Genomic DNA, 22554 nt, shown 5'->3' with positions numbered 1-22554 from the left:
AATGGGTGACAAAATTGCCGTTATTCCCGGGACATTTGATCCGATTACGAATGGTCACTTAGATATTATTGAACGTGCAGCGAAGATTTTTGATGTGTTATATGTTTCTGTTTTAAACAATTCATCCAAAAAACCACTTTTCACGATAGAAGAGCGAATGGAAATGATTAGACAAGTAACCGCTCATTTACCAAATGTACAAGTGGAAAGTGCGAGTGGATTGACTGTTGATTATGCTGCTACGCGCGGGGCTACTGCAATTGTCAGAGGGCTTCGAGCGGTGAGTGATTTTGAATACGAGATGCAAATTGCTTCGATGAACCGAACGCTAAATGCGGATATCGAAACATTTTTTGTCATGACTAATACGAAATATTCTTTTTTAAGTTCCAGTATGGTAAAAGAAGTGGCGCAGTATCAAGGCGATATCAGCGAACTTGTGCCAGAAATCGTGAACAAAGCAGTACAAGCAAAATTCAAGTAAGTAGGAGATGGACAAAAAATGCGTAAAGAGTGGAAAAAAATAACGGCGATAGTGCTGTTAATTATTATTATAGCGGGCTTTTTTATTCCAGTTCCGTATTATATTTCAAAACCTGGTGGGACCGAAGAACTTGCACCACTCGTTACGGTTGATAACCATCCAAATAAAAAAGACGGTTCGCTCAGTCTAGTGACGATTGCAATGGGAAAAGCAAATATTTATACATATATGACTGCTAAATTTTTGCCATACCATGAGCTAGAAAAAGATAGCGAGATCAAATACGAGAATGAAAGCGACGAAGAATATAATGTTCGCCAAATGCAAATGATGAACGAATCCAAAAATAATGCCATTCAAGTGGCTTATAAAGCAGCCGGACAAGAAGTCAAAGTCACTTATGATGGCGTATACGTATTAAGCGTAAAAGATGACGTTCCAGCAGCGGATGTCCTTCACGCTGGCGACCTAATCACAAAAATTGACGGAAATGCGTTTGAATCAAGCCAAGAATTTATTGATTATATCCACAGTAAAAAAGTGGGAGACACAGTCAAAATCAACTATAAACACGGCGACAAAAATGAACAAGCCGATATCAAATTAACAGCAATTGATAAAAAAGGTACTCCAGGAATCGGTATCACGCTTGTGGATGATGAAAAAATCACTGCAGATCCAACGGTGAAAATCGACTCTGAAAAAATTGGCGGACCTTCTGCCGGTTTAATGTTCAGTTTAGAAATTTACAGTCGTTTCCAAAAAGATGATCTTACAGATGGTAAGAAAATCGCTGGAACTGGCACGATTGACCCTGACGGAACTGTTGGTAGAATCGGCGGAATTGATCAAAAGGTTGTTGCCGCAGATAAAAGCGGTGCGAAGATTTTCTTCGCTCCCAATGATCCAATTACCGATGAAATGAAAAAAAGCGATCCAAGTATCGAAAGTAATTACGATACAGCAGTTAAAACAGCAAAAGACATTGACTCCAAAATGAAAATCGTTCCAGTTAAAACGTTCCAAGATGCTGTGGATTATTTAGAAAAACTACAATAAAAAAAGCCGTTTTGTCTTTAGTAGACAAAACGGCTTTTTTCATTAAAGATATTTGGCAGTTAATGATTGTTTGTTTTCAAGTAAATCAAGAGGAGCGCCTTCGAAGATAATTTGTCCACCAGCACTTCCGCCTTCTGGACCAAGGTCGATAATCCAGTCAGCATTTCGAATAATATCGACATTATGTTCAATTACAATAACGGTATTTCCTTTATTTACAAGGGAGTGGATAATCGTTAAAATATGTTCGATATCTGACATATGAAGACCAGTCGTCGGTTCATCCATAATATAAATCGACCCTTTTTTATGGAGCTCATTGGCGAGTTTCAAACGTTGGCATTCTCCGCCGGATAAGGTGCTAAGCGCTTGACCAAGTGTGACATAACCAATTCCCACCTCTTCCATTGCCTCAATTTTCTTCAAGATTTTTTTATCCGTAAAGAAATCGAGTGCTTCTGAGACAGTTAGTTCTAACACATCGCTAATGGATTTACCATTTAGCTTATATTGCAAAACAGAATCTTGGAATCGCTTGCCATGGCAGACTTCGCAAGGTGTGCGAATCGAATCCATAAAAGCTAAATCCATAGTCGTGAAACCAAGTCCTTTACAGTTTTCGCAGGCACCTTTGGAATTGTAACTAAAGAGTGATGGACTGACATCATTTTCTTTGCCAAATGCTTTTCGAATCGGGTCCATTATCCCAGTATAGGTGGCAGGATTGGAGCGAATATTGGCATGAGCGGCTGATTGGTCGATCACTATCGCATCTGGATATTCTTTTAGGAAAACAGAATGAATCAAGGTACTCTTACCCGAACCAGCCACGCCAGTTACTACAGTAAGGACTTCTTTTGGAATGTTGGCCTGAATATCTTTTAGGTTAAAGCGACTACTTTTTTCAGTTGTTAAAAAGCCTTTTGGTTGTCGCGGTTTGCTATTAATTGGTAAATGGCGATTGAGGAACTGGCCAGTTAGTGTGTCTGATTTTAGCAAATCTGTGTAACTTCCAACGAACTGAATCTCACCGCCATGTTTTCCTGCGTGCGGACCGACATCGACAATATGGTCGGCAATTTTGATCACATCTGGGTCATGTTCCACAACGAGAATAGTATTGCCTTTGTCGCGCAATTTTACGAGTAATTCATTGAGTCGATGGACATCTCGTGGATGAAGGCCGATACTTGGTTCATCGAAAATATAAAGCAAGTCAGTTAAGCTACTATTCAAATGACGAATCATTTTGACGCGTTGTGATTCACCACCAGAAAGAGAAGCAGTTTGGCGGTCAAGTGTCATATAACCAAGACCAATATCAATCAAATGTTGCAATCGCTCTGTGACACTTTTGACCATTGGAGCAGCGATAGGGTCATCAATACGCGCAATCGTTTCTTTTAATTCATCTAATTGCATCGCTGTGAAGTCGGCGATATTTGCGCCATTTATTTTACAAGATAATGCTTGTGCGGAAAGTCTTGTGCCTTCACATGTTGTACAAGGCGCAATATGGGTGAATTTATCGACACGTTTTTTAGTAGAGGCTGACATTTCGCCTTCTTTTTGAATATACAAACGATTGAATTTTGGAATCAACCCTTCATATGTAGCGTTCATGCTTCCCATGGGTGTTTCTAGGAAAACTTTAATATCTTTTCCATGTAACAACATGTCGTATTCTTCGTCAGTATAATCTTTTATTTTTTTATTCACATCAAAAAAGCCGGAATAAGCATAGGAATTCCAGTACCATGAATCTACCGAAAACGTCGGAAATAAGATGGCGCCTTCTTTAAGGGATTTATTTGGATCAAGTAGTTTTACTAAATCAACCGAAACTTTTTGACCAACACCGTGGCAATCAGGGCACATACCAGCAGGGTCGTTAAAAGAAAATAAATTTGCTGTCCCGATACTAGGCTTGCCGACACGCGAGAAAAGTAATCGCAAAATCGAATTAATATCCGTGATGGTACCAAGGGTGGAGCGGGAATTACCGCCAAGTCGTTTTTGATCAATAATAACAGAGGTGGAGAGGTTTTCAATTGAATCTGCGTCCGGCTGCGTATACTTCGGAAGGAAATTACGAAGATAGGCGCTGTATGTTTCGTTTAACTGTCTTTGCGATTCCGTGGCAATAGTTTCAAATACAATAGAAGATTTCCCAGAACCAGATACACCAGTAAAAATAGTGATTTTTCGTTTGGGGATATCTAGGGAAATATTTTGGAGATTGTTTTCACGTGCTCCTCTTAATCGAATATATTCTTGTACCATACACATACCTCCTGTTTTTTGAGTCGGACAAACATCTTAGCAAAATAGCCCCATAAAAGTCAACCAAAAACCTTGTAAAGATTACAAGGTTAAAATTGGTGGAATATGAAAGTCGCCAGCTTGATAATTTTCCAGTCCTTTTGCCAGCGTATAAATGTTTGTCGCACGTAATTCTTCTTCTAAAAGCCCAACTGGTGCTTTGGAAACTGTCGTAACAATAGGAAGAGAAATATTTTTCTTATGAAGCGATAAATATTGTTGCCCCGTTTTATTCATACCGAGTATTCGGATGTAAGGGGAGCTAGTTTGACTCCTCGCATTTAATAAAATTTGTAAAGCCGTTCGTTGTAATCGCGTATTACTGTATCGCTTTGTTTTGGTTAATTCTATAAAATCAGAGAAGTTTTGCGCTTTAGTCGCTGCTTGCTGCATTCGGTTTTGAATTCCTTCACTAACGCCGCGAATTCCTTCCAGTTCTTCTGAGCCTGCTTGAATTAACCGATATTGCAGGAATGACCAATAATCTTTCCACGATAAAAATGGCCCCTCATAATTGCGTAAAATAGCTATAGAAGAAGCAGGGAGATAGTGGCTAGCTTCTTCTAACTTCCCAGCAAGTATTAATTTTCGAATCGCAGTCGCACTTGCGATTTGGTCATGGTTTGCTTCCTCATCATGGTATCCTGCATGTTCACGAGGAATGGTTTGAAGAGAAATGGACGGGTTTTGATTCTGGGCAGCAAGGGCGTAGTGGAAACCGAGAATGTTATTAGGTTTCGTGATATCCAGCAAGTTCTGGCCGAACAACTTTTTAAAAGCTTCTGTATAAGCTCTAGCATAAGAAGTTTTCTTATCAACTAATGCCAGCTGAATCGCTTCATCAAAACGGGCTTCGTTTTCGACTACTTTTTTCGCAGCAAATGTAAAATCTTCCGCAACTCCATGTTCACTGCCAAAAAACAGCGTATCCACATGAATGGCATCTAAAATACGAACTGCTTCTTCTGCAAAAATCGTCGCATGTTGTGTTGCGAATGAAACCGGAAGCTCAATAACCATATCAACGCCAGCCGCGAGCGCCATCTTTGCACGTTCCCATTTTGGAATAATTGCTGGTTCACCGCGTTGTACAAACGAGCCACTCATTACCGCAATCACCACATCTGCTTGAGTTAACTCGCGCGCCTTATTTAGATGCAGTTTATGCCCATTATGAAAAGGGTTATATTCCACCACAATTCCAGTTGCTTTCATTTCGGTTCCCTCCTTTAGATAATCTATTTTAGCATAAAATGAAGGCAGTGGTTTTACTCCCCGAAAAAGCATTGACAAAAGCCTTTAAAAAAGCTATAATATTTTGTGTTGCGCTTGGAGTGATGTAGGATGAAATGGTCTATCAGTCAATTAAAAAAATATCGTGACAGCAACTTCACGATTAATGAAAAAGCTGACCTAAAAAAGTTCTTTCAAGAGAACAATATAGACGTTCGTGATGCAAGCCCCGTACAAGTAACTGGGGAACTAATTGTACACCCAGAAGAAGTTACCGCTAACCTGACAATGAAAGGCGAGTGGACACTTCCATGTGCTCGTACACTTGAGGATGTTATTTATCCTTATGAAGTGCATGCGACGGAAACCTTTGTGAAATCCAAAGAACAAGTTCTAGATGAATCTTGGCATGTGATGGAACAGGATATGGTCGATTTAACCCCTGTAGTAGAAGAACTTTTACTTGTTGAAATTCCAATGCAAGTTTTCAGTGAAGACGCACTCGAAATGAGTAACCTTCCACGAGGCAATGAATGGGAAATGAAAACAGAAGAAGGTAACCTACTAGAACAAATAGCAAAAGAACCAAAAGTGGATCCTCGTCTTGCGGGATTAGCCAATTTTTTCGATGAGAAAAAAGAAGACTAAACTCCCCGTGAAGCTGGAATATATTAAGGAATTTATTTTTCTTAGATTAACGATACAAGTACTTAGTTATCGTCAAGGAGGTGTAAGGAAATGGCAGTACCTTTTAGAAGAACTTCAAAAGCCAAAAAGCGTAAGCGTCGTACACACGTTAAACTTCAACTTCCGGGCATGAACGAATGCTCGAATTGCGGCGAATACAGACTTTCCCATCACGTATGCCCAGAATGTGGACAATATGATGGCAAAGATGTAGCAAACAGCTAATATTGTTAAAAGCAGGTGACGTTTCACTTGTTGAAAACGAACCTCGAAAGACGCCATGGGTCTTTCGAGGTTTTTGTTTGCGTACAGAAGTGCAAAAGAATGCTACTTCTGATAAAATAAAAGCATTAACCAATATGGAGCTGAACTAAATGGCGAACCAACTAAAAGTAGGAATTATTGGAGCAGGAGCGATGGGGCTTTTATACGCAGCAAATTTTGCCACTATATCTGAACTCACTCTTTTTACGCGGAGAAAAGAACAAAGCGATTTATTAAATCAAAAAGGACTTTCTTTAAAGGATCGTTCCGAACTGAAAAATATACATATACAAGCCGCGGAAATAACGGATACGGAAAAGCTGTCCGAACAACAATTATTAATTATCGCGGTCAAACAATATTCACTAAACGCCATTTTGCCTGTACTACAAAAAATCTCGGAACAAGTTCCACTACTATTTATTCAAAATGGGGCGGCGCATTTAGATAGCTTATCGCTACTTGGTGATAAACGAACCATTTTGCTAGGTATTAGCGAACACGGGGCAGGGCGCGAAGATGATACAACCGTTATTTGGCGAGGTCATGGTCGAACGAAGTATAGCATTTACCAAGGTGAGTTAAGCGAGGCTCTAACAGAAATGCTACATTCGAATCCAGACTTTCCAGTTGAAAAACACGCAAGTTACTTAGAAATTATCCAAGAAAAATTATTTATCAACGCCGTAATTAATCCGCTCACGGCAGTTCTTCAAGTTCAAAATGGCAAGCTTCTTGAAAACGAAGAATGGCATGCACTATTAAAGGTGATTGTGAAAGAAATACAAACGGTTTTGCCGGTAGAAAATGCATTAGAAAAGGTGGAGGCGGTTTGCCAAGTGACAGCGCTGAATTTTTCTTCGATGGCGCTTGACCGAATGAATAATCGAATGACTGAAATTGATGGAATCGTGCTGCCACTATTAGAAAAAGGAGAGGCACTTCCTACGCTTCGTGCGTTATATCATCTAATTAAAGGGTTGGAAGGAGAAAGCGATGTTTGATTGGTTAACTAATTCAACAGCAATGATTATTATTTTACCAGTTGTGGTATTTATTTTGACGATGTTTTTTTCCAGTTTTAAAATAAAGAAAAGCCAGCGGAGAATTATGTTAGCCGCTGACTTAACTACTATTTTCTTGATTATTGCTGTTCATTTTTTCATGATTGTGCTATTTAATCGCTCGTTCTTATTATATATCTTACTATTTTTATTTATTTTAGGCATTGTGATTGTTGTAATGGCTGCGAAAAAAGAAGGCGAGATACAGTTCCGCAAAATTCTTCGGGGATACTGGCGCCTATGTTTCTTCATTTTTGCATTATTATATGTTGTGCTCTATCTTTACGGTATTATTTATAGTCTGATTTTACGTTTTTGAGTGGGTTCGTTTCAATCCAAACTTTACTTAAATCAAAATAACCATAAGGGTTTTCAGCAATTCCTTTTATCATGGAATGGAGCGATTGGCTTTTTTCTGGATGATGCAAATAAATTAAATAGTAATTTTCTGTTAGCCAGCGATCAATGCTCGTTTGTAAGACGTCTCTTTTGGAGGCGTCTTTTTCTGTTTTAAACGCATCCAGTTTTTCTGTAAGTTCTTTGATAATGGTTTGATTGAAAAGCTGTTGTGGCAACAGGTAGGGGTTATTTAAAAAGTCTAAATAAGCCATTTCGTCATCTGCCGCCGGGATTTCTCCCATCATCATGAAGTCTGTTTCTTCTGCTGGAACTTTCGAATAAGAGGCTTCCTGATGAGTAATGATTTTCCGTTCTAAATTAATTCCAAAATCTGCCGCTAGTTCTTGAATCCATTGAGACTCTTTTATAGCTGTGGGGTGTTGGGTTGTTCCAAAAATCACTTTTTCGCCTTGGTAGTTTGCTTCTTTTAATAAAGCATTGATTTTTTCAGGGTGTTTCTTGGGTGGGGTCGATTTTTCGGGATAATAATTAGAAGCAACAGTACCATAGTTTTCAAAATGTTGTACGCTCGCTTTTTGACAATCGATGAGATGGTAAATTGCTTCACGAAAAGCTGGATGCTGGGGAATGCCTTTTCGGTGCGTATTAAAACAAAGGAAATTAACACCTACTCCAAGTTTGCGACGCTCTACATAGGCGGGATTTTCCTCATAATCAACCGAAGTGAATTGCATTGGAATGTTTTTTAAAGTAGTTCCAGTTTCGGCAGTCCAAAATTCAACTCGGTCGAGAATAGGTCTCGCTAAAAAATAGCCATCAAATGCTTCTAAAACTAAACGCTCGTCATTCCGCTCTCTGATTCGAAAAGGCCCTGTCGAAATCCATTTATATTCATCAAAAATAACATCACGTGGCAAAATAGCCATATTTGCTGTACATAAATAACGAATGAAAAACGAATCAGGCTTTTTTAGACGGACGTGGAGGGTGAATTTATTAATGCAGTCAATCGACTTAATTGCTTCCAGTTGCCAGAAAGAAACTGATTTTGCTTGCATAGAACGCTTCAAGGTATACTTTACATCTTCGCTATCAAGCATGCGCCCATGATGAAATAAAACATTTTTTCGTAAGTAAAAGGTCCATTCCGTAAAATCATTAGAAACTTTCCAGTGATGAGCAATGTGAGGGATAATCTTCTTTTTCTTTTCATCATATTTGACGAGGGAATCGCTAATTTGCGTAATGAGAAAAGCTTCCATCGATACCGAGGTTTGAAGCGGATCTAAGGTAGTGAGTTTGCGGCGTACAATAGAACGGAGAACTTCTTGCTGATTCTCGGTTACTTGTAAACCGAACATTTGCTGAATTTCAGTAGAGATAGTAGAAAACCAACTTTTAGGAATCGGTAGTTGTAGTAAAAATAAAATATCGCTAAATGCATCCATCGCCAAACTGTGTTCCAAAACCTCAAGAACTTCCATTTCTAGTTGTTTGGGAAAAACAATTCGAGAAACATTTCCGCGTCCAAGTCCAGGTAGATAGGTAAGCATGTTGTTCGCTTGGTATTGTTGTAATTTTCGCTTGGCATTCTTCGTTGTACAAAACCAAATAGTTGCCAAGTCGTTTAATTTAAAAGGAATTTCTAAATCAGTACTTTTATTATATAGATACGCTCGCATAGTGAAATAATCCTTATCCATAACACCGCTCCGTTCTAAAAGGGGACAATATATGGCAATGAATACCCTTTTTATATTTATGTATCCCTTTTATACTAACAGAGAAGTCAGAAAAATTGCAAATGGAGGGAATATCATGTTTAGAGAGTTGCATCCAAATATTCGTGCGCGGATATTAATTCAGTTTTTGAGTAAAGTAATCGGTTCGATGATTTTTCCTTTTATGGCAATTTATTTTTCAATGGAGATTAATAGCAGTATTGCTGGGGTTCTCTTGATGATTAATGTGTTTGCACAATTTCTTGCTGGTATGTATGGTGGGCATCTAGCGGATCTTATTGGTCGCAAGAAGTTAATGGTCACGGGGGAACTGCTTAAAGTGTTTGCGTTTCTAGGAATGGTGATATGCAATTCGCCTATGTTTCATTCACCGTGGATAACATTCGTCATGTTACTCGTTATTGGTGTGGCACAAGGATTAATTAATCCGGCTGGAGAAGCGATGTTGATTGATGTGAGTACTCCGGAGAATCGGTCGTTTATGTATTCTGTTAGTTATTGGGCAAATAATTTATCTATCCTGATTGGAATTATGGTGGGAGGATGGTTTTTTGTAGACTATCTATTTCCGTTATTAGTTGTCTTGTTCTTCATGTCCTTTGTTACAGCGTGGCTTACAATAAGTTTGATTTCAGAGACTTTGCAGCAGAAGACAGTACCACAAAAAGGAACATACGGATTAATGAAGTTGTTTAAAAATTACGGGCAAGTATTACATGATTATCGTTTTCTTCTATATACTATTGGTGGAATTGCGATCATGTCAATTGAGTTTCAACGAAGTAATTATATTTCTGTGCGTTTAGCAGAAGACGTAAAAGCGTTACTTGTGCATTTGGGTCCGCTTGGGGATATTTCCCTCAATGGGGTTCAAATAGTGAGTGTGTTAACGGCAGTAAATACACTATGCATTGTGCTTTTTACTGTCCCAATTGCGAGGTTTGTGACGAAAAGGGCGCAACAACCTATTATGTACGTAGGATTTACTTTATTTGCACTTGGGTTCGCTGTTTGCGCTTTTGCGAATAGTTTAGCTGTATTACTTCTAGCGACGGTGGTGCTTTCTGTTGGTGAATTACTCTATGTCCCGACCCGTCAAACGATTTTAGCAGCAATTGTGGATGATGATAGAAGGGGCGCATATATGGCGTTTAATGGCATTGTTTTCCAAATCGGTAAAATGATTGGCTCTGTAAGTCTTGTGTTCGCACCTTTTATTGGCAAATATGGAATGGGCGCTTTTACGATTATCCTTGGAATTTTAAGTATCGTGTTTTCGGCCTTAGCTTTAAAATCAGGTTGGGAAAAAGTGTTAGCAAAATAATTTTTGGTTCAAAGTGGGGAATCCCTCCACCGAGCCCCACATTGTTTTTTAAGAATAGAAATAGCTGAAAATGGCTTTAAATAAGGGTTTAATCATTCTATGCTTTGGCTGGAATGATTTTTTTTTGCACTTTTTTTAGTTTTGGGTGGTGCGAAGTGGGGAGATGTGGTAAAGTGGTATGTATGAAAGTGGGTGAAGTCTAATGTTCATGGGAGAATATCAACATAACATCGATATAAAGGGCAGATTAATTGTGCCAGCTAAATTCCGTGAGCTTTTGGGGGATAATTTTGTTATAACCCGAGGACTTGATAAGTGTTTATTTGCTTATCCACAAGAGGAATGGAAAAAGCTTGAAGAAAAGCTCCAAACCTTACCACTTACTAAGAAAGATGCTCGTTCCTTTACACGTTTCTTCTTTTCCGGTGCGTCTGAATGTGAACTAGACAAACAAGGCCGGATTAATATTCCATCCAACTTACTACAGTATGCGGATTTGGAAAAAGAAACAGTTATTATCGGGGTTTCTAGTCGTATTGAAATTTGGAGTAAATCAGAGTGGGATGATGTCTTTAACGAGGCAGAAGAATCTTTTGCTGATTTAGCCGAAAATATGATTGGCTTTGATATTTAAGGGGGTAAACGCATGTTTAAACACGAAACCGTACTACTACATGAAACAGTCGATATGCTTGAAGTAAAACCAGACGGAATCTATGTCGACGCAACACTTGGCGGCGCAGGTCACTCCGAGTATTTACTAAATAAGCTTAATGAAAAAGGGCATTTATTTGCATTTGACCAAGATCAAACAGCGATTGATAATGCAAAAATTAAACTAGCAGATTATAGCGATAAAGTGACTTTTATTAAAGCCAATTTTCGCGATATGAAAGAAGCATTAAATGAGCGTGGTATCGAAGCAGTTGATGGGATTTTGTATGATTTAGGCGTTTCTTCCCCTCAATTAGACGAGAGAGAACGTGGTTTTAGCTACCATCAAGATGCAGCACTAGATATGCGGATGGACCAAGAGCAAGAATTGACGGCAAAAACAGTTGTCAATGAATGGTCTTACCAAGATTTAATTCGTATCTTTTTCCAATACGGCGAAGAAAAATTTTCTAAACAAATCGCTCGTGAAATCGAACGTCGTCGTGAAGTAAAGCCAATTGAAACTACAGGCGAACTAGTAGATATTATCAAAACAGCTATCCCGGCGCCAGCAAGAAGAAAAGGCGGACATCCAGGGAAACGAACTTTTCAAGCCATCCGAATTGCCGTTAACGACGAACTCGGTGCAGTAGAAGATTCGCTTGAAAAAGCCTTAACTTTATTAAAACCAGGCGGCAGAATTAGCGTAATTACGTTTCATTCTCTAGAAGACCGCATAACGAAGCAATTATTCCAAGAAGCGACAAAAGGACCAGATTTACCACCAGGTCTTCCTGTCATTCCAGATGAATATAAACCAGATTTCAAACTTGCGACAAGAAAACCAATTGTACCAAGTGAAGAAGAACTGGAGCAAAACAACCGAGCGCGTTCAGCAAAATTACGCGTGATCGAAAAAATTATCAAATAGCAGGAGTTGAAAAAATGTGAGCAATGTCGCCTATAAATCGAATCTCGAGCCAAATAGAGTACATAGAGAAGCGGAACAACCTAAAAAACAAATCCTAAAACGTGGTCAAATGACACTTGGAGAAAAAGTAATCATCACGATTGCGCTTGCGATTGTTTTAGTTGTTGCTTTTCGTATAATTAGTGTTCAAGCGCAAATTTACACAGTGAACCAAGAAATTCAAACAAAAGAAACCAAAATTCTCGAACAACAAAAATCAAATGAAGACTTAAAAGTAGAAGTAAAAGATCTAGGGAGATATGAACGTATTTTAAAAATCGCTAAAGAAAAAGGGCTAAAACTTGATGGCGATAATGTGAAAGTGGTAGATGGTCAATGAAACGGCGTATAGGTAACATGAGAAGGGGAGCTCTTGTGCTTTTTATCTTTTTCACAATTCTCTTTCTCTTGGTTTCTGGCCGTTTTCTTTATTTGCAAATTACGGGAGAAGCAAATGGGGTACCTCTTGCAGCAAAAGCATCCAAACAACATTTAAAAAGCAGTGTTCTCGAAGCAAAGCGCGGCTCCATTTTAGATCGTAAAGGAGAAGTGTTAGCGGAGGATACGGCTTCTTACACGATTGCAGCGGTTGTTAGTGACAAACTTTCCAAAACAACGAAAAATCCAATGCGTGTCGTTGATGAAGAAAAAACGGCGCAAGTTCTTGCAAAATATATTCCTATGGATGAATCTGATATTCTTGATAAACTGAACGAAAAAGGAAAATATCAAGTTGAATTCGGTTCTGCTGGGAAAAATATTTCTACAGAAACAAAGGCGAAAATTGACAAAGAAAAATTACCAGGTATTGAATTTACTCGCCAATCAGAACGTTTTTATCCTAATGGAACATTCGCGACACAACTAATTGGTTTTGCACAACAAGAAGAAGAAAAGAATACTACCGTTTTAGAAGGTAAAATGGGCATTGAGTCCCGTTATAATGATATTTTAACAGGCAAAAACGGTAAGATTGATTACAGTACAGACAGAATGGGCTATATTTTGCCTAATTCTAAAAATAAAGTAACCGAAGCAAAAGATGGCAAAGACATTACGCTGACGTTAGACAAAAAAATTCAAACCTTTTTAGAAGATACGATGACCACAGTTGATGCAAAATACAAACCAAAAAACATGATGGCTGTTGTAGCTGATCCAAAAACAGGCGAAATTTTAGCTATTAGTCAACGTCCTTCATTCAACCCAGCTGATCGATCTACTATTACCGGAAATAGTTCTAGTATTTGGCAAGATTTACCTGTCGAATACGCTTATGAGCCAGGGTCTGTAATGAAAATTATTTCCCTTGCGTCTGCTATTGATACAAATGTCTATAATCCGAATGATTATTATCAATCTGGTTCTTATAAAGTTGGCGATATCGCAATTCATGACCATAACAACGGAAATGGTTGGGGGTCTATTACGTACCGTGAAGGTGTGGAACGTTCCAGTAACGTAGCATTTGCCAAGCTTTTAAACAAAATGGGAACCGATACATTTAAAACTTATTTAGATAAGTTTGGCTTTGGAAAGAAAACCGGTATTGCTTTACCAAATGAAACTAGTGGAAAGATTCTATATAACTATCCAATTGAAAAAGTAACAACCGTTTTCGGACAAGGAACAACCGTTTCAATGATGCAAATGATTCAAGCAGCGTCAGCCATCGCAAGTGATGGCACGATGAAAGAACCCTATGTTGTTTCAAGTGTCAAAGATCCAAACACAGGCGAAAAAACCGATACTAAAACAAAAATTGCTGGTAAACCAATTAGTGCCGAAACAGCCAAGAAAACACGTGACGAATTAAAAAACGTTATTAGCGGACAAAATGGTACAGGTAAATTATATGCGATTCCTGGATACGATGTAGCAGGTAAAACAGGTACATCACAAATTCCAGATCCAAAAACAGGTAAATATATGACTGGTGCAGATAATTATATATTCTCCTTCTTAGGAATGGCACCAGCGGATAATCCAGAGTTAGTTATTTACGTAACGATGCAACAACCACAATTGTCTGGTAGTCAAACAGGTGGCGAAGCAGTATCAGAAGTTTTTAACCCTGTAATGAAAAACAGCCTACAATATATGAACATCAAACCAGGCGACGTAGAAAAACTAGCTTCTGAAAAAGTACCAGTTTTAGCAGGGAAAACAGTAGATGAAGCCAAAAAAGCAGTGCAAGATAAAGGATTGGAACCAATCGTTGTCGGTAACGGCAAAAAAATTGTCCAACAACTACCGCAAGCAAATAGCGAAATCATGCAAGGCCAAAAAGTTATTTTAATGACAGATGGAGACATGACTGCGCCTGATATGATAACTTGGTCGAAAGATGATGCACTGAAAGTTTCTGAAATAACCGGTATTCCATTTGAATTTAGTGGAAGTGGTTATGTGAAAAGCCAGAGCGTTTCTGCGGGTAGCGTGATTAATAGTGAAACGAAAATGAAACTAACTCTCGCCCCTCCAGAAGAAATTGGTGATTTTAATCAAAATCACGATCAAGATACGGCTGAAAAAAATAAAAAAGCAACTGACATCCAAGAGAATGCCGGTATCGGTGATTTGCTCAATTAATAATAGGAAGATAGAAGTATGTCAGCTTTACAAAGTGGCATACTTCTAACTTTAAATGCAATCTGTGTCTTTTGTCGTGGTAGATATAGTTTGTTGTTTTTGCTAAGATAGAAAAGGATTCTTTTTGGTTTTAGCAAAAATAACAGAAAGAATAAGTTTGAGGAGATGGCAAGAATGAAGTTAAATGAACTAATGCAAGCTATCCCGGTTTACACTGGCGAGGCAAGTGAAACAATCGAAATTAGCCATATCGCCCAAGATAGTAGAAAAGTAAAACCTGGGACATTGTTTATTTGTATAGACGGAGAATTGGTGGATGGACATCAATTTGCGTCACGTGCAGTAGAACTTGGAGCGGTAGCAATTATCGCGGAAAAACAATTAGATGTATCGATTCCTGTCATTTATGTAAGAGACTCCAAACGTGCTATGGCAATGCTAGCCGATTATTTTTACGGTTCACCAACCCAAGCATTAAAACTTGTTGGGATTACTGGGACGAATGGTAAGACGACTGTGAGTCACTTAGTCGAACAAATCGTGCGCGAAAATGGCGAGCAAACGGGTCTTATTGGCACGATGTATCGCAAAATTGGCGACCAAATTTTAGAAACAAAAAATACAACACCAGATAGCCTCACCTTACAAGAAACATTCCGCGACATGCTACTTAGTGGCGTGAGCACTGCGGTGATGGAAGTATCCTCGCACGCACTTGTTCAAGGTCGCGTATACGGCTCAGATTATGATGTCGCTGTGTTTATGAATTTATCTCAAGACCATCTAGACTATCACCACACAATGGATGAATATGCCAATGCGAAAAGTTTGCTGTTTGCGCAACTGGGTAACAGCTATCATACAAGTAATCCAAAAATGGCTGTATTAAATGCAGATGATGCAGAAAGTGTGCGGATGCAAACGGCAACCGCTGCACATGTTATTACTTTTGGAATTAAACAGCAAGCTGATTTTAAAGCAAGCAATATCCAAATCACGAGCCATGGTTCCACATTTGATTTAACGACACCAGTTGGTGAATTTACCGTAAAAATAAAAATGATTGGTAATTTTAGTGTTTATAACGTTTTAGCTGCGATTGCTACTAGTTTCGCACTGCATATTCCAATTGAAAAAGCCATTGCAACGCTAGAGACTATTCCAGGTGTTAAAGGACGTTTCGAACTCGTAAATGCAGGACAAGCATTTCCTGTAATTGTCGATTATGCCCACACACCAGATGGTTTGCTAAATGTGCTAGAAACAATTGCTGAATTTGCAGAAAAACGCGTTTTTGTCGTTGTTGGTTGTGGTGGTGACCGTGATAAAGGAAAACGACCGCAAATGGCGAAAATTGCTGTAGATTATTCGTCAAATCCTATTTTTACATCAGATAATCCGCGTAGTGAAAACCCGCATGCGATTATTGAAGATATGATTCAAGGAGTTCCAGATAGTGATTCTTATGTGGTTCACGAAAACCGCCGAGATGCGATTCGTTTTGCAGTAAATGAAGCAGAAGCAGGGGATGTTATTCTAATTGCTGGAAAAGGTCATGAAGATTATCAATTGATTGGCGACGAGGTTATTGATTTCGATGATCGCGTAGAAGCTCGAATAGCTATTGAAAAAAAACTCGGACTCGCATAAAATATGAAGTGAAGTGCTTTGACAAACAGATTGGGGAGAATTTATTGTGTCTTTATACATGTTAGTATCAACATTTGCAGTGGCTTTTATCATTACGGTGATAGGTGTCCCACTATTTATACCATTTTTGGTGAAATTAAAATTCGGCCAAAGTATTAGAGATGAAGGTCCGAAAATGCATGAAAAGAAATCTGGAACACCGACAATGGGTGCTGTTGTTTTCATTACCGCTATGCTTATTAGCTTCTTGGTCTTTTCTTTCATCAGTGGTGAAGTTAGTGCGGCAACGTGGCTACTATTTATCGCGCTGGCATTATTTGGCGCATTAGGTTTTCTGGATGATTATATCAAAGTAGTTCAAAAACGTAATCTAGGTCTGACTTCCAAACAGAAGTTTTTAGGGCAAGTTGCGATTTCGATTTTATTCTATCTGGTATATCATTTTAATAGTTTTGCTGAGACACTTAATATTCCATTTACGAATATAGAAGTAGACCTTGGCTGGTTCTTTGTTATCTTTATTTTGTTCTGGTTAGTTGGTTTCTCCAATGCAGTTAATTTAACTGATGGTTTAGACGGCCTTGTTTCTGGGCTTTCTGTCATTGCATTTTCTGCTTTTGGTGTCATTGCATTTTATCAAGAACAAATGGATGTCGCGATTTTCTGTTTTGCGATTGTAGGCGGTATGCTCGGATTTCTACTATTTAATAAAAATCCAGCGAAAATTTTCATGGGGGATACTGGTTCGCTTGCACTCGGCGGAAGTATCGCCGCAATTTCTATTTTAGTTCATCAAGAATGGCTGTTACTTTTAATCGGAATTATTTTCGTTATTGAAACAGCATCTGTTATATTGCAAGTATTTTATTTTAAGGCAACTGGAGGGAAACGGATTTTCCGTATGACACCAATTCATCATCACTTTGAACTTGGTGGCTGGTCCGAATGGCGTGTTGTTTTAACGTTCTGGGGAATCGGATTAATCGGAGCAATTATTTCTGTCTGTGTAGTCATTTTTTAAATAATGCGCCGTAATCTTTTTGCGGCAAAAGCGTCTCTAGTTAGCTGTTTTTTACAGAATCTGGTTGGCGCTTTCCGTCGTTTTTGTGAAAATCATAAATTCGACCGCCAATTTTGATATAAATGGGGGAACCAAAGGAAATGAAAAAAATTGAAATGTACCATCACAAAAAAGTACTTGTTTTGGGTCTTGCAAGAAGTGGTGTTAGCGCGGCAACAATTATGCACAAACTGGGAGCGTTTGTCACAGTTAACGATCAAAAACCTTTTAGCGAGAATCCAGAAGCACAAGGTTTACTTGAGCAAGGCATCAAAGTCATTTGCGGTTCACACCCAATTGAACTTTTGGATGAAGGATTTGAGCTTGTTATAAAAAATCCTGGAATTCCGTACAACAACCCAATGATTGAAAAAGCGTTAAAACTTAAAATTCCAGTCATTACGGAAGTCGAATTAGCTTACCAAATATCTGAAGCACCAATTGTTGGTATTACCGGAACAAATGGTAAAACGACAACAACAACAATCATTCACCATATGTTAAATGCGCACAAAGAAAATAGTTCTTTACTCGCAGGAAACATCGGTTTTCCGGCATCCGCAGTTGCAGAAAATGCGACCAGTGATCAATATATTTCGATGGAGTTATCTTCGTTCCAATTAATGGGCGTAGAAACATTTAAACCGCATATTTCCGTCATCACGAATATTTATGAAGCACATTTAGATTATCATACAGACCGTAGTGAATATGTTCAGGCAAAATGGCATATCCAAAAAAATCAAACAGCAGATGATTTCCTAGTCATTAATTGGGATCAAGAAGAGCTTAAAAACCTAACAAAACAAACAAAAGCACAAGTTATTCCGTTTTCAACAACACAGCGCCTTGGTCAAGGCAGTTATGTGCAAAATGGCAATATTATGTTCAACGATGAAGTGATTGGCGCACGTGATAATATCCTACTTCCGGGCGAACACAACTTAGAGAACGTACTTGCTTCCGTCGCAGTAGCAAAAACATTAGGCGTTACTAATGAAGAAATCATGCATGTGTTAGAAACATTTAAAGGCGTAGAGCACCGGACGCAATTTGTTGTAGAATGGCAAGGTCGTAAATTCTATAACGATTCGAAAGCAACGAATATTCTTGCTACCCAAAGTGCATTAAAAGGCTTTAAAAATCCAGTTGTGTTATTAGCAGGTGGTTTAGACCGTGGTAACTCGTTTGATGAATTACTACCATTTTTCAAAAATGTAAAAACGTTAATCGTCTTTGGCGAAACAGCAGATAAAATTGGTCGCGTTGGGAAAATCGCTGGCATTGATGTACATTACGTGGATAATGTTGAGGCAGCCGTTCCAGTTGCGTACCGCGAATCATCACCAGGAGATATTATCTTACTTTCACCAGCATGTGCGAGTTGGGATCAATACCGAACATTTGAAGTTCGCGGGAATGCCTATATGGACGCAATCGGCGAGCTAATAGAAGAGGTGGAAAAATGAAAGTAGCAATAAGTGGTGGCGGTACTGGTGGACACGTTTATCCAGCGCTTGCTCTCATCAGAGAATTAAAAAAAGTTCATCCTGAAGCGGAATTTTTATATATCGGAACAGAAAAAGGCTTAGAAGCTGGAATTGTTAAACGGGAAGGTATTCCATTTGAAGCAATTGAAATCACTGGTTTCAAACGTTCATTATCGTTAGAAAATATTAAAACAGTGATGCGTTTTCTGAGCGGCGCGAAAAAAAGTAAACAAATTTTGCGCGACTTCAAACCGGATGTCGTTATTGGAACAGGGGGCTATGTTTGTGGCCCGGTCGTTTACGCAGCAGCAAAACTCAAAATTCCTACTTTAATTCATGAACAAAATAGCGTTGCTGGTTTAACGAATAAATTTTTAAGTCGTTACACAGATAAAGTAGCCATCTGTTTTGAAGAAGTAAGTGATTCTTTCGCATCGGAAAAAATTGTTTTTACTGGTAATCCACGTGCTTCTGAAGTTGTAGGTGTGGACTCAGAAGGTGCACTGGAAGCTTACGGACTTGTTTCAGGAAAGCCAACTGTACTTGTTTTTGGAGGAAGTAGAGGGGCTCGTGGCGTGAATGAAGCGGTAGAAGCTATTTTGCCAGAGTGGAATAATCGTGATTTTCAGCTACTTTATGTAACTGGGGACGTCCACTATGAAAAAATAAAAGATTCTTTGGCGGAGTTAAATTTAGGTTATCATATTAGCGTTCAACCATTTATTTATGATATGCCCAAAATTTTAAACGCTGTGACGTTAGTTGTTTCAAGAGCTGGAGCAACAACACTCGCAGAACTGACAGCGCTTGGGGTTCCGAGTATTCTGATACCTAGTCCATACGTGACAGCGAACCACCAAGAAAACAACGCCCGCGCTTTAGAAAAAAACAATGCTGCAATCGTAATTACAGAAGCAGAATTAAAAAATACCAATTTGATGGCGACGGTTGATTCGATTTTGAACGACGAGACGAAATTAAATGGTATGAAGTTAAGTGCTAAACAAATGGGTCGCCCAGATGCAGCAGCTAAATTAGTAGAAGCAGTTCTTAGCATTATGAAATAAATCGCAGAAAGGAGCGAATAAAATGGCTGAAAATAAACGAGTAATTTCAATTGAAAATCGCATACCAGAACTTAAAAAATACCGCAAAAAAAAATTAGTACGACACTTAGCCATTTTAATCGGAATTTTTGTGATTTTGATCGCCATTACGCTTTATTTCCTTTCACCACTCAGTAAGTTGGATAAAATTGCTGTAAGTGGTAATAAGCAACTTACTGAAAATGAAGTGCGAAAAGAAAGTGGACTTGAAGTTGGTGAGTTTGTCCTCGGTATAAGAAATGGAAAAACCGAAGATAGGCTTAAAAAAAATACCCTTATTAAAGACGCTACCGTTTCTAAAGAAGGTTTAAATGATGTTCAAATCAACATCACCGAATTTAAAACAATAGGTTACCAACAACAAGATGGAAAATATTACGATGTGCTGGAAAGCGGAATTATGCTAACAGATCAACCGAGACAATTCCCAATCGGCAATGATTTGCTCTTCCAAAATTTTAAAAACGGCAAAACACTTGAAAAAATGGTAGCGCAAATTAATAAGCTGCCAAAAGATGTCGTTAGTTCCATTTCGGAAGTGATTTATAGTCCAACAAAAAGTGACCAAAATCATATTGAATTATATATGAATGATGGTAACCAGGTCTCTGCAGATATTAGTACCTTTGCCGAGAAGATGCAACATTATCCAGCCATTGTCGCTCAACTTGCTAAGGGCCAAAAAGGTGTTATTGATATTGAAGTAGGTTCTTATTTCCAAAGTTATTACCAACAGAATGCCGAGAAAAAGGCAGCCGAAGAAGCAGCTAAAGAGAAGAAAGAAACAAATGAATAATATTTTTTTCTTCTCGCCAACTTTTGGCAAATTTATAGATAACAGATGTTTCAAAAAGGTAACAAAATGATGACCTCAAGCCAAGAGATACCAACACTTGTTCGCTTTTTGAATAAAATGAAAAAAATATCTTAAGAATTTGCCAAAAAATGTTCTTTGTGCTTTTATTACCTTCTTTCTTAGTGTAGACTGTAAATAAGTGATTTTGTATGTTAGGCAGAATGGGCAATCATTCTACACTGACGCCATAAAAATAAAGAAATTTCATAGCTTTTCAAGAAAGTTAAAAAACCGGCTTTTGCTCGGTATAAAAAAAGAAATAAATACATGTTAAATGACTAGAATAAAAGGAGGTGCCGATAAATGGGTGATAGCGAAATTTATGTAAGTTTAGACATTGGAACAGCTTCTGTGAAAGTAATCATCGCAGAAATGGCTGACGATAGACTCAATATTATCGGTGTTGGGAATGTCGAATCTTCCGGAATTAAAAAAGGAATTATTATCGACATAGACAAGACTGTAGAATCCATTAAAAAGGCAATTGAACAAGCAGAGAGAATGGTTGGCGTTGAAATTTCTCAAGTAATAGTTGGGGTAGTATCGAGTCAAGTGCATTTAGAAGCTTGCCGAGGAATTGTGGCAGTAGGTAGCGAAAATCGTGAAATTACAGATGAAGATGTCTGGAATGTAATGGATGCAGCTCAGGTTGTTCCTCTATCTCCTGAAAGAGAAATTATTAACACTATTCCAGATCAATTTGTTGTAGATGGATTAACTGGAATTACTGATCCGCGTGGAATGATTGGTGTACGTCTAGAAATGGAAGGCACATTAATTACTGGTTCAAAAACAATTTTACATAATACGTTACGTTGTGTGGAACGTGCAGGACTTGAAATTTCTGATATTGCTTTACAACCACTTGCAGAGGCATCCATTTCCTTATCAGAAGATGATAAAGAATTTGGAACAGCACTCGTGAATGTTGGGGCAGGAACTACAACCGTTAGCGTGTTTGAACAAGGACGACTAACTTATACTGGTGTCATTCCAGTTGGTGGAGATAATATTACGAAAGACTTATCACTTGGACTTAACACATCTACTGCAAATGCCGATCGCGTTAAATTGGATCATGGCTATGCATTTTATGATGATGCTTCTCCAGATGAAGTTTTTGCTATTGATGTTATCGGTAGTGACCAAAAACAACATTTTACACAAGTAGAAGTAGCAGATATTATCGAAGCGCGCATGGAAGAAATTTTCCAATTAGTAGTGGAAGAACTTACTCGTGTCGGTAAAACGCATCTTCCAGGAGGTTATGTACTAACTGGTGGCTCGATGGCTATTCCGGGGGCAATTGATTTGGCTGGAAAAACCTTAGCAGCGCACGTTAGACTAGCGATTCCTGATTATATTGGTGTTCGGGAACCTTCCTTTACAACCGCAGTAGGCTTAATTAAATACGCTTACCAAATGGCTGAATTAGAAGGACGTGACGTAAGCAGTTCGGCAAGCGAACCTCGTTACGACGATGAAGCACCAAAACAAAAGCAACCTAAACCAAAACAAAAGAAATCAGATGACGAAAAAGTATCAACGAAAATGAAGAATTTTTTCGGCGCATTTTTTGAATAAAAGCGAATAGCTGATAGTCCAGCAAGAAAATCGTATCGTATAAATCGGCAAAT

At 38.5% G+C, this 22554-nt stretch carries 20 protein-coding genes; 17 read left to right on the top strand and 3 right to left on the bottom strand.

From position 1 onward, the window contains the following. The first annotated feature begins 1 nt into the window (after position 1). Together coaD and AB2Q86_RS10850 are read left to right on the top strand one after the other, a co-directional pair. Positions 2–484 carry a pantetheine-phosphate adenylyltransferase gene (coaD, locus tag AB2Q86_RS10855; RefSeq protein WP_003728846.1) on the top strand — a complete coding sequence of 161 codons (483 nt, stop codon included), beginning with the start codon at positions 2–4 and terminating at the stop codon, positions 482–484. Between the two features lie 18 nt (positions 485–502). After that, complete coding sequence (locus tag AB2Q86_RS10850) at positions 503–1543, top strand: SepM family pheromone-processing serine protease (protein ID WP_012580988.1); 1041 nt, start codon at positions 503–505, stop codon at positions 1541–1543. Positions 1544–1585: 42 nt separating this feature from the next. Here the strand turns inward: AB2Q86_RS10850 and AB2Q86_RS10845 are convergent, their stop codons facing one another. After that, positions 1586–3826 (bottom strand): excinuclease ABC subunit UvrA, encoded by a 2241-nt coding sequence (locus tag AB2Q86_RS10845; RefSeq protein ID WP_012580989.1) that lies wholly within the window; start codon positions 3824–3826, stop codon positions 1586–1588. Positions 3827–3907: 81 nt separating this feature from the next. After that, positions 3908–5080: a nucleotidyltransferase gene (locus AB2Q86_RS10840; RefSeq protein WP_012580990.1), complete on the bottom strand. Its 1173-nt coding sequence runs from the start codon at positions 5078–5080 to the stop codon at positions 3908–3910. Positions 5081–5209: 129 nt separating this feature from the next. On the opposite strand from AB2Q86_RS10840, the gene AB2Q86_RS10835 reads away from it, so the two are divergent. The 4 genes from AB2Q86_RS10835 to AB2Q86_RS10820 all read left to right on the top strand — a co-directional run bounded on the left by AB2Q86_RS10835 (position 5210) and on the right by AB2Q86_RS10820 (position 7432). Next, positions 5210–5746 (top strand): DUF177 domain-containing protein, encoded by a 537-nt coding sequence (locus AB2Q86_RS10835; RefSeq protein WP_003728843.1) that lies wholly within the window; start codon positions 5210–5212, stop codon positions 5744–5746. A 90-nt stretch (positions 5747–5836) separates the two neighbouring features. Further along, a complete protein-coding gene (rpmF, locus tag AB2Q86_RS10830; RefSeq protein ID WP_003726143.1) occupies positions 5837–6010 on the top strand; it encodes a 50S ribosomal protein L32 in 174 nt (57 codons plus the stop codon). A 149-nt stretch (positions 6011–6159) separates the two neighbouring features. Further along, entirely contained in the window at positions 6160–7053 is an 894-nt protein-coding gene (locus AB2Q86_RS10825; RefSeq protein WP_012580992.1) for a 2-dehydropantoate 2-reductase, read from the top strand. Then, positions 7046–7432, top strand: a complete 387-nt coding sequence (locus AB2Q86_RS10820) for a DUF3397 domain-containing protein (RefSeq protein ID WP_003728841.1) — start codon at positions 7046–7048, stop codon at positions 7430–7432. Before AB2Q86_RS10825 ends, AB2Q86_RS10820 begins: the two co-directional genes overlap by 8 nt. Here AB2Q86_RS10820 and AB2Q86_RS10815 read toward each other — a convergent pair. Further along, a complete protein-coding gene (locus AB2Q86_RS10815) occupies positions 7404–9176 on the bottom strand; it encodes an SgrR family transcriptional regulator (RefSeq protein ID WP_012580993.1) in 1773 nt (590 codons plus the stop codon). The two genes, AB2Q86_RS10820 and AB2Q86_RS10815, sit on opposite strands and share 29 nt — an antisense overlap. 115 nt (positions 9177–9291) lie before the next feature. On the opposite strand from AB2Q86_RS10815, the gene AB2Q86_RS10810 reads away from it, so the two are divergent. The 11 genes from AB2Q86_RS10810 to ftsA all read left to right on the top strand — a co-directional run bounded on the left by AB2Q86_RS10810 (position 9292) and on the right by ftsA (position 22501). Next, entirely contained in the window at positions 9292–10539 is a 1248-nt protein-coding gene (locus tag AB2Q86_RS10810; RefSeq protein ID WP_012580994.1) for an MFS transporter, read from the top strand. Positions 10540–10741: 202 nt separating this feature from the next. Next, positions 10742–11173, top strand: a complete 432-nt coding sequence (mraZ, locus tag AB2Q86_RS10805; RefSeq protein WP_003723756.1) for a division/cell wall cluster transcriptional repressor MraZ — start codon at positions 10742–10744, stop codon at positions 11171–11173. 12 nt (positions 11174–11185) lie between these two features. Continuing rightward, positions 11186–12124 carry a 16S rRNA (cytosine(1402)-N(4))-methyltransferase RsmH gene (gene rsmH / locus AB2Q86_RS10800; RefSeq protein ID WP_003728838.1) on the top strand — a complete coding sequence of 313 codons (939 nt, stop codon included), beginning with the start codon at positions 11186–11188 and terminating at the stop codon, positions 12122–12124. Positions 12125–12140: 16 nt separating this feature from the next. After that, the gene (gene ftsL, locus AB2Q86_RS10795; protein WP_003723754.1) at positions 12141–12503 is read left to right on the top strand and encodes a cell division protein FtsL; all 363 of its coding nucleotides are present in this window, start codon (positions 12141–12143) and stop codon (positions 12501–12503) included. After that, positions 12500–14755, top strand: coding sequence for a penicillin-binding protein (locus tag AB2Q86_RS10790; RefSeq protein WP_003728837.1), 2256 nt, complete (start codon positions 12500–12502; stop codon positions 14753–14755). The genes ftsL and AB2Q86_RS10790 overlap by 4 nt, the downstream gene beginning before the upstream one ends. Before the next feature lie 174 nt (positions 14756–14929). Continuing rightward, positions 14930–16405 carry a UDP-N-acetylmuramoyl-L-alanyl-D-glutamate--2,6-diaminopimelate ligase gene (locus AB2Q86_RS10785; protein WP_014589106.1) on the top strand — a complete coding sequence of 492 codons (1476 nt, stop codon included), beginning with the start codon at positions 14930–14932 and terminating at the stop codon, positions 16403–16405. Between the two features lie 46 nt (positions 16406–16451). Then, positions 16452–17426 (top strand): phospho-N-acetylmuramoyl-pentapeptide-transferase, encoded by a 975-nt coding sequence (mraY, locus tag AB2Q86_RS10780; RefSeq protein ID WP_014589105.1) that lies wholly within the window; start codon positions 16452–16454, stop codon positions 17424–17426. A gap of 140 nt (positions 17427–17566) precedes the next feature. Then, on the top strand, positions 17567–18934 hold the full coding sequence (murD, locus tag AB2Q86_RS10775) for a UDP-N-acetylmuramoyl-L-alanine--D-glutamate ligase (RefSeq protein ID WP_012581000.1): 1368 nt from the start codon (positions 17567–17569) through the stop codon (positions 18932–18934). Beyond that, the gene (gene murG, locus AB2Q86_RS10770; protein ID WP_012581001.1) at positions 18931–20022 is read left to right on the top strand and encodes an undecaprenyldiphospho-muramoylpentapeptide beta-N-acetylglucosaminyltransferase; all 1092 of its coding nucleotides are present in this window, start codon (positions 18931–18933) and stop codon (positions 20020–20022) included. Before murD ends, murG begins: the two co-directional genes overlap by 4 nt. 22 nt (positions 20023–20044) lie before the next feature. Continuing rightward, positions 20045–20857 (top strand): cell division protein FtsQ/DivIB, encoded by an 813-nt coding sequence (locus AB2Q86_RS10765; RefSeq protein ID WP_012581002.1) that lies wholly within the window; start codon positions 20045–20047, stop codon positions 20855–20857. Between the two features lie 363 nt (positions 20858–21220). Next, entirely contained in the window at positions 21221–22501 is a 1281-nt protein-coding gene (gene ftsA / locus AB2Q86_RS10760) for a cell division protein FtsA (protein ID WP_003728335.1), read from the top strand. Positions 22502–22554: the final 53 nt, after the last annotated feature.

The sequence above is a fragment of the Listeria monocytogenes genome (assembly GCF_041765605.1).
Classification (GTDB): Bacteria; Bacillota; Bacilli; order Lactobacillales; family Listeriaceae; genus Listeria; species Listeria monocytogenes_D.
Note: the sequence above shows the minus strand (reverse complement) of the source record. Positions and strands in the feature narration are given on the sequence as shown.

Bases quoted from the DNA above. Each gene is read 5' to 3' on its own strand.
- coaD (WP_003728846.1), top strand. From the start codon at position 2: ATGGGTGACAAAATTGCCGTTATTCCCGGGACATTTGATCCGATTACG.
- AB2Q86_RS10850 (WP_012580988.1), top strand. From the start codon at position 503: ATGCGTAAAGAGTGGAAAAAAATAACGGCGATAGTGCTGTTAATTATT.
- AB2Q86_RS10845 (WP_012580989.1), bottom strand. From the start codon at position 3,826: ATGGTACAAGAATATATTCGATTAAGAGGAGCACGTGAAAACAATCTC.
- AB2Q86_RS10840 (WP_012580990.1), bottom strand. From the start codon at position 5,080: ATGAAAGCAACTGGAATTGTGGTGGAATATAACCCTTTTCATAATGGG.
- AB2Q86_RS10835 (WP_003728843.1), top strand. From the start codon at position 5,210: ATGAAATGGTCTATCAGTCAATTAAAAAAATATCGTGACAGCAACTTC.
- rpmF (WP_003726143.1), top strand. From the start codon at position 5,837: ATGGCAGTACCTTTTAGAAGAACTTCAAAAGCCAAAAAGCGTAAGCGT.
- AB2Q86_RS10825 (WP_012580992.1), top strand. From the start codon at position 6,160: ATGGCGAACCAACTAAAAGTAGGAATTATTGGAGCAGGAGCGATGGGG.
- AB2Q86_RS10820 (WP_003728841.1), top strand. From the start codon at position 7,046: ATGTTTGATTGGTTAACTAATTCAACAGCAATGATTATTATTTTACCA.
- AB2Q86_RS10815 (WP_012580993.1), bottom strand. From the start codon at position 9,176: ATGGATAAGGATTATTTCACTATGCGAGCGTATCTATATAATAAAAGT.
- AB2Q86_RS10810 (WP_012580994.1), top strand. From the start codon at position 9,292: ATGTTTAGAGAGTTGCATCCAAATATTCGTGCGCGGATATTAATTCAG.
- mraZ (WP_003723756.1), top strand. From the start codon at position 10,742: ATGTTCATGGGAGAATATCAACATAACATCGATATAAAGGGCAGATTA.
- rsmH (WP_003728838.1), top strand. From the start codon at position 11,186: ATGTTTAAACACGAAACCGTACTACTACATGAAACAGTCGATATGCTT.
- AB2Q86_RS10790 (WP_003728837.1), top strand. From the start codon at position 12,500: ATGAAACGGCGTATAGGTAACATGAGAAGGGGAGCTCTTGTGCTTTTT.
- AB2Q86_RS10785 (WP_014589106.1), top strand. From the start codon at position 14,930: ATGAAGTTAAATGAACTAATGCAAGCTATCCCGGTTTACACTGGCGAG.
- murD (WP_012581000.1), top strand. From the start codon at position 17,567: ATGAAAAAAATTGAAATGTACCATCACAAAAAAGTACTTGTTTTGGGT.
- murG (WP_012581001.1), top strand. From the start codon at position 18,931: ATGAAAGTAGCAATAAGTGGTGGCGGTACTGGTGGACACGTTTATCCA.
- AB2Q86_RS10765 (WP_012581002.1), top strand. From the start codon at position 20,045: ATGGCTGAAAATAAACGAGTAATTTCAATTGAAAATCGCATACCAGAA.
- ftsA (WP_003728335.1), top strand. From the start codon at position 21,221: ATGGGTGATAGCGAAATTTATGTAAGTTTAGACATTGGAACAGCTTCT.